This is a genomic window from Streptomyces lonarensis (assembly GCF_012033735.1).
In the GTDB taxonomy this organism is placed as follows: domain Bacteria; phylum Actinomycetota; class Actinomycetes; order Streptomycetales; family Streptomycetaceae; genus Streptomyces; species Streptomyces lonarensis.
In genome coordinates, this window is sequence record NZ_JAAVJD010000145.1 from 1 (window position 1) to 13,972 (window position 13,972).

The 13,972-nt window shown below is 73.0% G+C and carries 9 protein-coding genes, 1 tRNA gene and 1 pseudogene; 6 read left to right on the forward strand and 5 right to left on the reverse strand.

Translation table 11 applies throughout. From position 1 onward, the window contains the following. From HCN56_RS17175 to HCN56_RS17195, 5 genes and pseudogenes are all read right to left on the reverse strand, one after another. Window positions 1-246 (reverse strand): annotated as a pseudogene (locus HCN56_RS17175) (hypothetical protein); the annotation flags it as partial. Window position 247: 1 nt separating this feature from the next. Further along, window positions 248-2,506 (reverse strand): exopolysaccharide biosynthesis polyprenyl glycosylphosphotransferase, encoded by a 2,259-nt coding sequence (locus tag HCN56_RS17180; RefSeq protein ID WP_245246666.1) that lies wholly within the window; start codon window positions 2,504-2,506, stop codon window positions 248-250. Beyond that, window positions 2,503-3,864: a glycosyltransferase family 4 protein gene (locus HCN56_RS17185; RefSeq protein ID WP_376770888.1), complete on the reverse strand. Its 1,362-nt coding sequence runs from the start codon at window positions 3,862-3,864 to the stop codon at window positions 2,503-2,505. The genes HCN56_RS17180 and HCN56_RS17185 overlap by 4 nt, the downstream gene beginning before the upstream one ends. Further along, a complete protein-coding gene (locus HCN56_RS17190; protein ID WP_312871275.1) occupies window positions 3,857-4,903 on the reverse strand; it encodes a DUF3344 domain-containing protein in 1,047 nt (348 codons plus the stop codon). Before HCN56_RS17190 ends, HCN56_RS17185 begins: the two co-directional genes overlap by 8 nt. Window positions 4,904-5,300: 397 nt before the next feature. Continuing rightward, a tRNA-Leu gene (locus tag HCN56_RS17195) sits at window positions 5,301-5,384 on the reverse strand. A 369-nt stretch (window positions 5,385-5,753) separates the two neighbouring features. Here HCN56_RS17195 and HCN56_RS17200 point away from each other — a divergent pair. The 6 genes from HCN56_RS17200 (at window position 5,754) to pknB (ending at window position 13,730) form a co-directional block, all read left to right on the forward strand. Then, window positions 5,754-6,575 carry an FHA domain-containing protein gene (locus HCN56_RS17200; protein ID WP_167972125.1) on the forward strand — a complete coding sequence of 274 codons (822 nt, stop codon included), beginning with the start codon at window positions 5,754-5,756 and terminating at the stop codon, window positions 6,573-6,575. 10 nt (window positions 6,576-6,585) lie between these two features. After that, window positions 6,586-7,089: an FHA domain-containing protein FhaB/FipA gene (locus tag HCN56_RS17205; RefSeq protein WP_167934536.1), complete on the forward strand. Its 504-nt coding sequence runs from the start codon at window positions 6,586-6,588 to the stop codon at window positions 7,087-7,089. A gap of 84 nt (window positions 7,090-7,173) precedes the next feature. Next, window positions 7,174-8,571, forward strand: coding sequence for a PP2C family protein-serine/threonine phosphatase (locus HCN56_RS17210; RefSeq protein ID WP_167972127.1), 1,398 nt, complete (start codon window positions 7,174-7,176; stop codon window positions 8,569-8,571). A 39-nt stretch (window positions 8,572-8,610) separates the two neighbouring features. Next, a complete protein-coding gene (locus tag HCN56_RS17215) occupies window positions 8,611-9,999 on the forward strand; it encodes an FtsW/RodA/SpoVE family cell cycle protein (RefSeq protein ID WP_167972129.1) in 1,389 nt (462 codons plus the stop codon). Then, the gene (locus HCN56_RS17220) at window positions 9,996-11,459 is read left to right on the forward strand and encodes a peptidoglycan D,D-transpeptidase FtsI family protein (protein WP_167972131.1); all 1,464 of its coding nucleotides are present in this window, start codon (window positions 9,996-9,998) and stop codon (window positions 11,457-11,459) included. Before HCN56_RS17215 ends, HCN56_RS17220 begins: the two co-directional genes overlap by 4 nt. A 267-nt stretch (window positions 11,460-11,726) precedes the next feature. Next, window positions 11,727-13,730 (forward strand): Stk1 family PASTA domain-containing Ser/Thr kinase, encoded by a 2,004-nt coding sequence (gene pknB, locus HCN56_RS17225; RefSeq protein ID WP_167972133.1) that lies wholly within the window; start codon window positions 11,727-11,729, stop codon window positions 13,728-13,730. Window positions 13,731-13,972 lie beyond the last annotated feature (242 nt).

The following is a 13,972-nucleotide window of genomic DNA, read 5'->3' on the forward strand; positions in this document are numbered from 1 at the left end:
GCCGCCCGCCAGGAGTGCCAGGGCGCAGAGCGCCGTCACCGCACGCCGGGTGAGGGCGCCGGAAAGGAGGACGACGGCGGCGCAGGCGACCGCCCTCGCGGGCCCCGGCCGGTCGAGCACGGCGGTGCCGGTCGCACGGCCGGCGCTGGGCGCGGTGCCCGTCGCACCGCCGCTGCGGGGCGCGGTCGCGGCGCGGTCGGCCACGGCAGTGCGGTCCGCGCGGGGACGGCGGGGCAGAAGCCTCATCTCAGCTGCCTCCGCACCGGAAGCAGCCGACGCTGGTGCGCAGCATGATGGAGACGTCCTGCCAGAGCGACCAGGTGTCGATGTAGTGGTTGTCGAAGCGGGCGCGCTCCTCGATGGAGGTGTCGCCGCGCAACCCACTGACCTGGGCCAGCCCGGTCAGCCCGGCCGGCATCCGGTGGCGGCGCGCGTACCCGGGGTGGCTGCGGCTGAACTCGGCCACGAAGTGGGGGCGTTCGGGTCGCGGGCCGACCAGGCTCATGTCGCCGCGCAGCACGTTCCACAGCTGCGGCAGCTCATCGAGCGAGGTGCGGCGCAGCAGGCTGCCGACCCGGCTCATGCGGCGGTCGCCGGCGACGTTCCAGCGGGTCGCCGCCTCGGCGTCGTCGCTGGGCCGGATGGAGCGGAACTTCAGGATCACGAAGGGGCGGCCGTCCTGGCCGATACGCTGCTGGCGGAAGAGGACCCCGGGGCCGTCCGCCAGGCGCACCGCCAGTGCGCAGCCCAGCAGCAGCGGGGCGGCGACCAGCAGGAGGGTGGCGGCGCCGCCGATGTCCAGGCCGCGTTTGGCGATCCGGGCCACCGTGCCGGGGGTGGCGGCGGGCGGGTCGAGCCGGCGGCAGGCGAACCCCCAGAGGTGGCCGGCGGGCGGAACGGCGGCTCGGCCGCCGGTGGTTGCGCTGAGCCCGGGGCCGACCTCGACCAGCCAGACGGTGCAGCCCATGCGGTGGCAGAGCTCCAGGAGTTCCGGGTCCTCGGGCTCGGCCGGGCCGCGGACGACGAACGCGTCCAGGACCTGCTCTCCGTCGAGGAGAGTCGCGACGGCGCCGAGGTCACCGCCGGAGAGCCGCGGCGGGCCGGCGGGTGCCGCGGTGGTGCCCGGGGCCCCCGGCGGGGGCGCCGGAGCGTCCCGGTGCGCCGGCGGCACGACGACCGCGACCGGTCGCATGCCGTACTCCGGGTGGTCGCCGAGCACGCCGGCGAGGGCACCCCCGCCCGGGCCGCCGGCGATCACGACCGCGGGGCGGGGACGGCGTCGGTGGGTGCGGCGCCGGGCGCCCCGCACCGCCGCTCGTGCGGCGCAGACCGCCGGCGGGTACAGCGCGACGACGGCGAGGAACGGGAGGACCGGCGCGGAGGGCGCGTCGGCCGCCACCAGGACGGTCTGGGCCACGCACCAGCCGACGGTGCTCTGGGCGGCGATGCGCGGCAGTTCGGCGAGGGCGGTGGTGAACGGGTCGGCTCGGTGGAGCCCGGCACGAAGGTGGAGGGTCACCATGACGAGCAGCGCGACCAGTACCAGCCACAGCGTCGCGGAGGTCCGTCCGAGCAGCGGGACCACCACCGCGACGGCGGTGACGGCATCCGCCGCGATCAGGGCGACGGCGAGGCTGTGCCGCCGCGGTCGGCGCGGGCAGGCCGCCGGCACCTCGGCGACCGCGGCGGCGATGGCCGACTCCGGGACACCGGTGGACGCCGGCTCCGCCGCGGTCGCGGTCAAGGAGGGGGCTGCCGTCGCGTTCCCACCGGAGTGCTGCGCGGGCACCACACCGTCGCCCCGTTCCGCTCCGGCCGGGGCCAGCGGCTGCCGCGCCGGCGGCGCGGTCGCGGCCGCCGCTGTGGCCGGGGCGTTCGGCCCGACCGGGGCCTCCGGGCGGAGCATGCCCGCCGGCGCCGCGCCGAACGGTCGGACGATCCGCACCGGGATCGGCGCGGTCGCCTCGGCGGAACCCGCCCCCCGGGGCGGCAGCAGCAGCCCGACGGGGCAGCGGCCGAGACGTCCGGAGCCGGAGCGGGTACCGGCAGTGGCCGGCGACCCGCCCGACGGCGGCGCCGCTGCCGGGGCGTCGGCCGCGATGGACACCGCCGGCGGCGCGGCCGCTACCGGCCCCACGGACTCCGGCACGGCGGGCTCCGGCACAGCGGGCTCCGGCGCCCCCTGTTCCGGCGCCACCACGGAGGACGACGGGGCCGCCGCGGCGCGCCGCACAGCGGGCAGCTCTTCGACGGCGCGGGCGGGGGCAGCAGCTGAAGCGGCGAACGCGGCCGCCGCGGGGCCGGCGGACGGCGCGGGCGGAGCGGACGGCGGCGCCTGCACCGTCCGCACCGCCTGCACCGCCTGCCCGGCCGACAGGTGCAGTGGGTGGGGCGGGTGCGGGGCGGACGCGACGGGGAGGGCGGACAGGTACGGGGACAGGCCGGGCGCCTGCTGGCACCCGCCCGGCCGCCCGGAGGCGGCCGGGCCCGGCGTCGGCGTCGTCATGGCCGGCTGAACTCCCTCATGCTGAGCGGGGACCGCGGGGTGCCGGGGGTGAGCATCGACCGGTACAGCCGCGAGAACGCCGCTGCCGTCCGTGCCACGTCGTGCTCGGACCGCGCGAACCGGCTTCCCTGCTCGCCGAGTTCGTCGGCCCGCCGAGGGTCGTTGAGCAACCGGGTGACGGCGCGGCCGAGGGTGACCGGGTCGTCCTGCGGCACCAGGCAGAGCGCGGTGTGCGCGGGCGGCAGGCTCTCGCGGGCGCCGGCGACATCGCTCATCACCACCGGGCGGCCCGCCGCCAGCGCCTCCAGCGGCACCAGCGCCATGCCCTCCCAGCGGGACGGCGCCACCACCAGGGAGGCGGCCGCGTACCAGGGGGCGGCGTCCGGCACCGCCCCGACGAAGTCGACCCCGTCGGGGGCCATGGCCCGCAGCCGCTCCGCGTCGGGGCCGTCGCCGACCAGGACCAGGCGCGCGCCGGGGACCCGCGCGGCGATCTCCGGCCAGGCGCGCAGCAGCACGTCCTGCCCCTTCTGCCGGCAGAGCCGTCCGACGCAGACGACGACGGGCGGCCGGCCGCCGTCGACCAGCGTGCGCTGCTCGTCGACGTCCTGATCGGTGCCGTCGAACGCGCCCCAGGCGGCGCCCGCCCCGTCCGCGGAGCCGTCCGCGCCGAGTCGGTCGGAACCCGCTCCGTCCTCCGCCGTGCGGGGCAGCACGGCCGGCACGACGTCGGCGAAGTGGGCGGTGTCGACGCCGTTGCGGATCACCGTCCACCGGGCGCGGACGCCGGCACGCTGGCCGCGGCGCCGCTCGTCGTCGCTGACGCAGACGATCTGGTGCGCCCAGCGAGCGGCGTACCGCTCCCAGCGCAGCGCCAGGGCGCCGGTCACGCCGCGCGCCGCCTCGAACGACCAGGCGTGCGGTTGGTAGACGGTGGGGATGCGGCCCCGGAGCGCCAGCCGGCCGGCCAGCCCGGCCTTGGCGCTGTGCAGATGGACGAGGTCCGGGTCGATCTCCCGCACCGTGCGGGCGATGACGGCGGCCTCCTGGGCGACGCGGGCCCCCGGCTCACGCGCGGCGGACCACGCGCAGACCGTGGCCCCGGCTTCCTCCGCGGCCTCGCCGAGGCCGTCCGGCGGGCAGAGCACCACGGGGCGCAGACCGTCGGCGCGCTGGGCACGCACCAGGTCGGTGACGACGCGGGCGACCCCGCCGTCCGAGGGCTGCGCGATGTGCAGCACGGTGAGCTGACGGGGGTGGGTGGCGGCTCGCGGGGTGTGCATGACGCGGGGCCGGGCGGCCTCCGCGCCCTCCCGGGCGCCTGTCTCGTCCGCCGTGACGGCGGTGGTCTCAGCCACGGACATCGGCCTGGAGGAAGACCGCGCCGAGGTGGTACCCGCCGCCGCCGAAGCCGACGGAGAGCCGTTCCGCGCCGCCGGTGAGGGCGGGGGTCAGGTCCATGACGTCGGAGTCGTACCCGAGCGTGTTGTGGTGCGCCGGGGTGCGGCTGGTCACCGGCACGCCGAGCTCGCTGATGGTGGAGTTCATGACGTTGCCGGCCGGGTTGGCGTCGTCCGAGAGGAGGACGGGCGCGCGGCGGTCCGCCGTCACCGCCAGTGTCTCCCCGGAGGAGCCGCGGTCCCCGTCGTAGCCGACGAATCCGATGCGTCCGTCGGCGCCGGGCGCCGCGTTCAGCCCGCCGATGTCCAGTCGGATCTCGCCGCCGTCGGTGGAGCGGAAACCGTCCTGGATCACGACGTCCCGCAGCGGGGCGTCCGCGTGCTCCCACGCGGCGACCAGCGTCCACCCGCCCCAGGCCCCCGCCTCGGAGTGGCCCATGGCGACGTTGATGTCCGCGACGGTCCACTCACCAGAGCGGGACCAGCGCACCAGTTCGGTCACGTCCGCGGAGGCGGTGAAGGCGTCGTCGTGGTCGGTGACGCGGTGGCCGACGACGGAATCCGCGCGCAACACCTTGTAGCGCCCGCCGGGTTCGGCGATCAGTACTCGTCCGTTGTCCGCGTGGGGTTTCTGTTCACCCACGCGGAGGTTTCCACCCCAGTACAACCGGGCGTAAGTGACGCGCGCACCGTCGGGAATACGGAGTTCCGCACTGGTCGAGTTGTAGGTGTTCGGGTCGTCGTCGATGTCCGTGTAGAACATGCGGTAGTCGCCGTTGCGGCCGGCCGCCCCGCGCTGGGCCGCCGGGCAGGCCGGGGCACCCGGTACGACCTGCTCGACGCAGGTGATGGCCGCGTTGGCGGCGCGGGAGACACCGCCGTGCAACTGGGCACGGTAACGCTCGGAGAAGGGGACGGACGGCGCCGAGGAGAACTGCGCCGAAGCCGGTGCCTGGATGATTCCGGACAACGCCAGCGCTGCGAGAACACACAGCACGACGCGGCCCACACGTCTGGGATGGAAACGCATGAGGGGATCTCCAACTCTCTTTCCAGTGAGCTGGAGAAAACTCTTACAGACGGCAAATCTGAAATCCCGTGCAACGCGCGGCGTTGAACCGTATAACTAATACTCACACAATCTGATGACCGGCTTACCTGGTCCGTTGTGGCCCCCGCCCCCGTGGGCACCCCCGCGGCCCGCGACCTCCGGACCGCCCCCTGCGCGGTGCACCGACCCCCGCCCGACCCCGCCGACCCGTCCCGCGACCCGACCGGCCGACGCGCGGACCGCGGCGCCGCCGGCCGCTCCGGCGCACCCCATGAGAGAGAGGTCACACCGGCGCAACACGACGAAGGCTCCCACCGAAACCGGTGGGAGCCTTCGTTCACTGTGCGCGAGGGGGGAGTTGAACCCCCACGCCCTTTCGGGCACTGGAACCTGAATCCAGCGCGTCTGCCTATTCCGCCACCCGCGCAAAGGGTGATCGCCCGGCTCTTCCCCGCACCCGTTGGCCTGGGGCCGGGAGCGCCTTGCGACATGTAGAAGATTAGCACGGCCACCGGAGTGGTCTCACACCCTCATCCGGAGCCCCTGGAGTGCGACGACGGCCCCTACCGGGTATGCGGGACACTGTGTCGTGATCCGCCTTACGATCCAGGGGGATCACCGCGCGCGGGCAGGGGCGCTGGCCGGTACTCACCGGGAACCAGCCGATTCACCCGCGCGTGGATACGATCAGTAAGCATGACCGCTGACCGCACCGGTGCCTCCCACGGCATCCCGGGGGCCGACGCCGCCGCGGACAGCGCCCAGACGCCGGGTACACCGGAGAAGGAGGTGCACCATGGGAGTACTCAAGCGGTTCGAGCAGCGGCTGGAGGGCCTGGTCAACGGCACCTTCGCCAAGGTCTTCAAGTCCGAGGTGCAGCCGGTCGAGATCGCCGGTGCGCTCCAGCGTGAGTGCGACAACAACGCCACGATCTGGAACCGGGAGCGCACCGTCGTCCCGAACGACTTCATCGTCGAGCTGAGCGACGGCGACTTCGACCGGCTCGCCCCCTACTCCGGGCAGCTCTCCCAGGAGCTCGCCGGCATGGTGCGCGAGTACGCCAAGCAGCAGCGGTACACCTTCATGGGCGAGATCACGGTCAGCCTGGAGAAGGCCCCCAACCTCGACACGGGGCTCTACCGCGTCCGCAGCCGCACGCTGGCCTCCTCGTCGGCCGGCGGCGCCGCGGCCGGCGGTGCGCCCCCCACGACCCCGCCCGGCCCCACGCACGGGGGCTCCTACGGCTACCCGCAGCCCGGCGCCGGCGGCGCGGTGCCGCCACCGCCCGCGGGCGCACCCGGCGCGTACGGCTCCGGCGGTGCCCCCGCCGCGGACCGCACGAGGCGCTGGGTCGAGATCAACGGCAACCGCCACCAGATCTCGCGTTCCACCCTGGTGCTGGGACGCTCCACCGAGGCCGACGTCCGCGTGGATGACCCGGGCGTCTCCCGCCGCCACTGCGAGATCCAGGCGACGGAACCGGCCACCGTGCGCGATCTCGGCTCCACCAACGGCATCGTGGTGGACGGGCACCCCACCAAGCACGCTACGCTCCGCGACGGCTCACGGATCGTCGTGGGCAGTACCACCATCATCTACCGGCAAGCCGAAGGGTGAATCGGGGGCCATGTCAGAGCTGACCCTGACGGTCATGCGGCTCGGCTTTCTCGCCGTGTTGTGGCTGTTCGTGATCGTGGCCGTTCAGGTCATCCGCAGCGACCTGTTCGGCACGCGTGTCACGCAGCGCGCGACCGCCCGCCGTGGCGCGCCGGAACAGCGCGCCCAGCCGCAGCGGCGGCAGCAGCAGTCGGGACGCGGCAACCGCCAGCGCCGCGGGGCGCCGACAAAGCTGGTCATCACCGAGGGCTCCCTCACGGGAACCACTGTCGCTCTCCAGGGGCAGACCATTACGCTCGGGCGGGCACACGACTCCACCATCGTGCTCGACGACGACTACGCCTCCGGACGGCACGCCCGGATCTATCCCGACCAGGACGGTCAGTGGATCGTCGAGGACCTGGGATCGACCAACGGCACCTATCTCGACCGGTCGCGGCTCACCACGGCGATGCCCATCCCGCCGGGTGCACCGGTCCGCATCGGCAAGACCGTCATCGAGCTGCGGAAGTAGGGTCGACCCCACTATGACGAGGACAGGGCGGGCTCCATGCGGCAGAGCGACGAGCGGGGCCCGGAACCGGCCGGTGAGGCGAGCATGAGTCTGACACTGCGGTTCGCCGCCGGCTCCCACACCGGGATGATCCGGGAGCACAACGAGGACTCCGGCTACGCCGGCCCCCGGCTCCTCGCCATCGCCGACGGCATGGGCGGCCAGGCCGCGGGCGAGGTCGCCAGCTCCGAGGTCATCTCCACCCTCGTCCAGCTCGACGACGACATCCCCGGCTCCGACCTGCTGACGGCGCTGAACGCCTCGGTCCAGCACGCCAACACCCGCCTGCGGGCGATGGTGGAGGAGGACTCCCAGCTCGACGGCATGGGCACCACGCTCACCGCGATGCTCTGGACCGGACAGCGGCTCGGTCTGGTGCACGTCGGCGACTCCCGCGCCTACCTCCTCCGCGAGGGTGTCCTCACCCAGATCACCCAGGACCACACCTGGGTGCAGCGGCTGGTCGACGAGGGACGCATCACCGAGGAGGAGGCGACCACCCACCCGCAGCGCTCCCTGCTGATGCGCGCGCTGGGAAGCGCCGACTCGGTGGAAGCCGACCTCTCGATCCGCGAGGTGCGCGCCGGCGACCGTTACCTGGTGTGTTCGGACGGCCTCTCCGGCGTGGTTTCACATGAAACAATGGAGCACACCCTCGGCGCGTTCGCACCGCCGCAGGAGACGATCCGCGAACTGATCGAGCTGGCGCTGCGCGGCGGCGGGCCCGACAACATCACCTGCATCATCGCCGACGTCCTCGACGTCGGCCACGCGCCGGGCGACGCCGAGACCTCCGTCTACAGCGACGCCCCGCAGATCGTCGGCGCGGTGGCCGAGACCCAGCCGCACATCGGCGGCCCGGTCAGCCAGACGCCGGCCTCCCGCGCCGCGGAGCTGGGCCGCTCCCGCAACGGCGGAGAGAAGGAGGGCGGGGGCGACGACGGCAACGGCGTCATCGGCAGCTTCGGCTCCTTCACCGACGACGAGTACCTGCCGCGCCGCTCCGGCTGGCGCTGGTTCCGGCGGATCGCCGTGACCGTGCTGGTGCTGGCCCTGCTGGGAGCCGCCGCCTACGGCGTCTACCGGTGGACCCAGAACCAGTACTACGTCGCGGCCAACGACGAGCACGTCGCGATCTTCCAGGGCGTCAGCCAGGACCTCGGGCCGCTGAGCCTGAACGAGGTGCACGAGGACCACCCCGACATCCGACTCGTCGACCTGCCGGCCTTCCAGCGCAGCGAGGTCGAGAAGGCCATCACCACCGGCGGTCTCGCCGAGGCCCGCTCCAAGATCGAGGAGCTGGCCAACCAGGCCGAGGCGTGTCGTCTGCAGGCCGAGCGCGAAGCCGCTCTCGCCGAGGCCGACGACACCGACGCCGCGGCCTCCGACATCCCGACCCTCACCGATACCCAGCAGCGGCTCGCCCGCCAGTGCACCAGCTGAGCCACTGCGCCGTGACGCCGCGCTGAGAGAAGCCGAGCCATGAGCAGTACCGCGAACACCACCGTCGCCAGCGTCGGTACCCCGAGCAGGCGCAACACCGAGCTCGTCATGCTCGGCTTCGCCGTGCTGGTGACGGTGCTGGCCTACGCCAACACCGGACTGGCGCTGGACGGCAGCCTCCCGGCCGGCATGGTCGCCTACGGGCTCGGCCTCGCCGGGATCGCCGGCGCCGCCCACCTGGTGGTGCGGCGCTGGGCTCCGTACGCCGACCCGCTGATGCTGCCGCTGTGCACGCTGCTGAACGGCCTCGGGCTGGTGCTGATCTGGCGGCTGGACCACGAACCGCGGTTGCAGCCGGCCAACGCGGCCCCCTCCCAGCTGATGTGGTCCGCGCTCGGAGTCGCCCTCTTCCTGGGCGTGCTGATCTTCCTGCGCGACCACCGGGTGCTGCAGCGCTACACCTACATCTCGATGGTCGTGGCGTTCGTCCTGCTGCTGCTGCCGCTGTTCTTCGGCGCCGACACCAACGGCGCCCGCATCTGGGTCCGCATCCCCGGCGTGGGCACCCTGCAGCCCGGTGAGTTCGCCAAGATCGTCATCGCGATCTTCTTCGCCGGCTACCTCATGGTGAAACGCGACGCGCTGGCGCTCGCCAGTCGGCGCTTCCTCGGGATGTACCTGCCGCGTGGCCGCGACCTGGGACCGATCCTGGTCGTCTGGGCGGTCAGCCTGATGATCCTGGTCCTGGAGACCGACCTCGGCATGTCGCTGCTGTTCTTCGGCATGTTCGTGGTGATGCTCTACGTCGCCACCGAGCGGACCAGCTGGATCGTCTTCGGGCTGCTGCTGTCGGTGGGCGGCGCGGTCTTCGTCGCCTCGTTCAACTACCACGTGGGACAGCGCGTCCACAACTGGCTGAACCCGCTGGAGCTGGGCGCCAACGGCGGCGTCACCGAAACCGCGCAGGCGATGTACGCCTTCGGTTCCGGCGGTCTGCTCGGCAGCGGCCTGGGCGAGGGCTACTCCCGGCTCATCGGCGGCATCGCGACCAAGAGCGACTACATCCTCGCGACCGTCGGCGAGGAGCTCGGGCTGGTCGGCCTGATGGCGGTGCTGCTCGTCTACGCCCTGCTGATCCAGCGCGGCCTGCGCACGGCGCTCGCCGCGCGCGACCCCTTCGGGAAGCTGCTCGCGGTGGGGCTCTCCGGCGTGTTCGCGCTGCAGGTCTTCGTCGTCGCCGGCGGTGTGACCGGGCTGATCCCGCTGACCGGCATGACGATGCCCTTCATGGCGCAGGGCGGCTCCTCGGTGATCGCCAACTGGGCCCTGGTCGCGATCCTGCTGCGCATCAGCGACACGGCCCGCCGCCCCGCCCCCGTACCGGCGTCCAGCACGGACGCAGAACAGACTCAGGTGGTCCGAGCGTGAACAAGCCCATGCGACGGGTCGCTGTCTTCTGCGGCCTGCTGATCCTCGCGCTGTTGCTCCGCGTCAACTACGTGCAGTTCATCCAGGCCGGGGAACTCCAGAACGACGACCACAACCGCCGGGTGGCGATCGAGCGCTACGCGCACCCGCGCGGCGACATCATCGTGGACGGCGAGCCGATCACCGGCTCCATCGAGACCGACGGCACCGACTACCGCTGGAAGCGCACCTACTCCGACGGCGAGATGTGGGCGCCGGTCACCGGGTACGCCTCGCAGGCGTTCGGCGCCAACCAGCTGGAGAGCATCTACGACGGCATCCTCACCGGTGACGACGACCGCCTCTTCTTCAGCCGCACCATCGACATGCTGACCGGCAAGGAGCGCAAGGGCGGCAGCGTCGTCACCACCCTCAACGCGGACGCCCAGCGCGCCGCGTTCGAGGGGCTCGGCGACCGCCGCGGCTCGGTGGCCGCGATCGACCCGCGCACCGGCGCCATCCTGGCGCTGGCCTCGACGCCGTCCTACGACCCCTCGGACTTCGCCGGCATGGGCAACTCGGACGCCGAGGCGTGGGCGGCCCTCCAGGCCGAGGCGGACCCGGAGGAGCCGATGAAGAACGGCGCGCTCCGCGAGACGTACCCCCCGGGCTCGACGTTCAAGCTGGTCACGGCCGCGGCGGCGCTGGAGCACGGCCTGCTCGACGACGTCGACCAGGAGACCGACTACGAGGTGCCGTTCGAGCTGCCGGAGACGGCGGGCACCACCGTCCCCAACCAGATCCAGAACGTGGGGTGCGAGGAGGGCAGCATCACCGTCGGCCTCCAGTGGTCCTGCAACAACGTCTTCCTCGGCATCAGCGCCGACCTCGGCAACGAGAAGATGATCGAGACCGCCGAGTCGTTCGGTTTCAACGAGTACCACGACACGCCGGTCCGCTCGGCGACCAGCTCCTACCCCGAGGACAACGCGCCGCAGAACGCCCAGGCCGGCATCGGCCAGGCCTCCAACCGCGCGACGCCGCTCCAGGTCGCGATGGTCGCCGCCGCGATCGCCAACGACGGCAAGCTCATGGAGCCGTACATGGTGGAGCAACTGCGCGCCCCGAACCTCAACGTGGTGGAGCAGCACCAGCCGACCGAGCTGAGCCGCCCGCTCTCCCCCGAGAACGCGCAGGCGCTCCAGGAGGCGATGGAGTACACCGTCGAGGAGGGCACCGCCGAGCCGGCCAAGATCTCCGGTGTCCGCGTGGGCGGCAAGACGGGTACGGCCCAGCACGGCGTGGACAACCAGGAGTCCCCCTACGCGTGGTTCGTCTCCTACGCGATGACGGACGACGGCTCGCCGGTCGCGGTGGCCGTCGTCGTCGAGGACCCCTCCGGCTCCCGGGAGGACATCTCCGGCGGGCGGCTCGCCGCGCCGATCGCCAAGTCCGTCATGGAGGCCGTGCTCGGGAGCTGACGCGTACGCCCTGCGCCGACCGCCGCCGCCCGCTGGTCCCTCTCCGCAACGGCCCCCACCGGGGAGTTCGACCGGAGGAGAACCAACCGGCGGCGGTTCGCGTCATAGGGGGGATGGACGCCCGGCAGGCCATACCGGTTGCATATCGGCGGGTGGCAGTGACCCGGGCTCAGCCGGTCGTCCGGGTACCGTATCCCCGGGCCAGCAGGCCGCAGCACACCGCCCGCGTCCCTCACAGGGGCGGGACGAACGGAGAGGGCTGGAGACATGGAAGAGCCGCGTCGCCTCGGCGGGCGGTACGAGCTGGGGCACGTCCTGGGCCGTGGAGGTATGGCCGAGGTGTACCTCGCCCACGACACCCGGCTGGGCCGCACCGTCGCCGTCAAGACCCTCCGTGCCGACCTGGCCCGCGACCCCACGTTCCAGGCCCGGTTCCGCCGCGAGGCGCAGTCGGCCGCGTCACTCAACCACCCGGCGATCGTCGCGGTCTACGACACGGGCGAGGACTACGTCGAGGGCGTCTCCATCCCCTACATCGTGATGGAGTACGTGGACGGCTCCACCCTCCGTGAGCTGCTGCACTCGGGGCGGAAACTGCTCCCGGAGCGCTCGCTGGAGATGTGCATCGGCATCCTCCAGGCGCTGGAGTACTCCCACCGCAGCGGGATCGTCCACCGGGACATCAAGCCCGCCAACGTGATGCTGACCCGCAACGGCCAGGTCAAGGTCATGGACTTCGGCATCGCCCGTGCGATGGGCGACTCCGGCATGACCATGACGCAGACCTCGGCCGTCATCGGCACCGCCCAGTACCTCTCGCCCGAGCAGGCCAAGGGCGAGACCGTCGATGCCCGCTCCGACCTGTACTCCACGGGCTGCCTGCTGTACGAGCTGCTGACGGTCCGGCCCCCGTTCGTCGGGGACTCGCCGGTCGCCGTCGCCTACCAGCACGTCCGGGAGGAACCGCAGCCGCCGAGCATCTACGACCCGGAGATTCCGCCGGACACCGACGCCATCGTGCTGAAGGCGCTCACCAAGGACCCGGACTACCGCTACCAGTCCGCCGACGAGATGCGGGCGGACATCGAGGCGAGCCTCGACGGTCGTCCGATCGCCGCGAGCGTGGCGATGGGCTCGGTGGGCTACGGCGGGTACGACGACCGCCCCACGCAGGCGCTCACACCGCAGCGGGGCGGCGCCACCACCACGATGCTGCCGCCGTCCGGCGACCAGTACGACTCCTACGACGACTACGACCGCCCCAGCCGCCGCCAGAAGAAGAACAACACCGGGCTGGTCATGATGGTGGTCGCCGGCGTGTTGGTGCTGGTCGGCGCCATCTTCATCGGACGGGCCGTCTTCGGCGACAACGGCGGCGAGTCCGCGACGGTCGCCGTGCCCAACCTGGTCGGGCTCAGCTCCGAGGAGGCCACCGTCCGCGCGCAACGGGTGGACCTGGAGGTGGAGGTCGGCGATCCGGAGGCGTGCAGCAACCAGGCCGAGGAGTTGGTCTGCCGCACCGAGCCCGCCGCCGGCGAGGACGCCGACCGGGGCTCCACGGTGACCCTGATCCTCTCGGCCGGCCCGGAGTCGGTGGACCTGCCCGACGTCACGGGGCAGAGCTACGACAGCGCACAGGAGGAGCTGCGCGAACTCGGGCTGGAGGTCGAGCAGGAGACGCAGGAGACCACCAGCGAGGAGGCCGGCACCGTCCTCTCGCAGAGCCCCGGGTCGGGCGAGGAGGTCGAGGCGGGCTCCACCGTCACCCTGACGGTCGCCACCGCACCGGACACGATCAGCATGCCGGACGTGGCGGGCAAGAGCCTGGAGGAGGCCAAGTCGCAGCTGGAGGGCGGTGACTTCCAGTTCACCGTCACCACCCAGCGGCAGCGCGACGACAGCCGCGACCCGAACACGGTGATCAGCCAGACGCCGCGCGCCGGCGAGGCGGTGCAACCGGGCTCCTCGACCTCGGTGCATCTGATCATCGCCGAGCCGAGCGACGACCCCGACGAGATGGACGTCCCCGGTGACATCGTCGGCCGCCCGTTCACGGAGGTCCGCGACCAGCTCCAGGAGATGGGTCTGCAGGTCTCGGTCCAGGGGCCCGACAACGACGGGGCCGTCGTCATCGGTGCCAACCCCGGCCCCGGCAGCAAGATCGCCGAGGGTGGCGAGATCACCCTGGTGACCAGCAACGACGGTGACGGCGGGGATGACGGCGGCGACGACGAGGGGCCGCCCGGCTTCATCGGAGGACTCGGCGGCTGAGCCGCGGAGGACTCGGCGGCTGAGCCGTCGGCCCGGCCCACGACGCCACCGACGAGGGGGCGCACGCTCACGGCGTGCGCCCCCTCGCGCGTTCGACAGGCGCGAGAACGACGACGCGCTTCGACCCGGTTCCTCGGGCCGGGGTGCCCGCCCCGACGGGACGGGGCTCGGCCCGATGGGTTCCCTGCCCTCGGGCCAGCTACCGACAGCCGCTCGCGGTGGCCCCGCGGAGCCACCGCGTC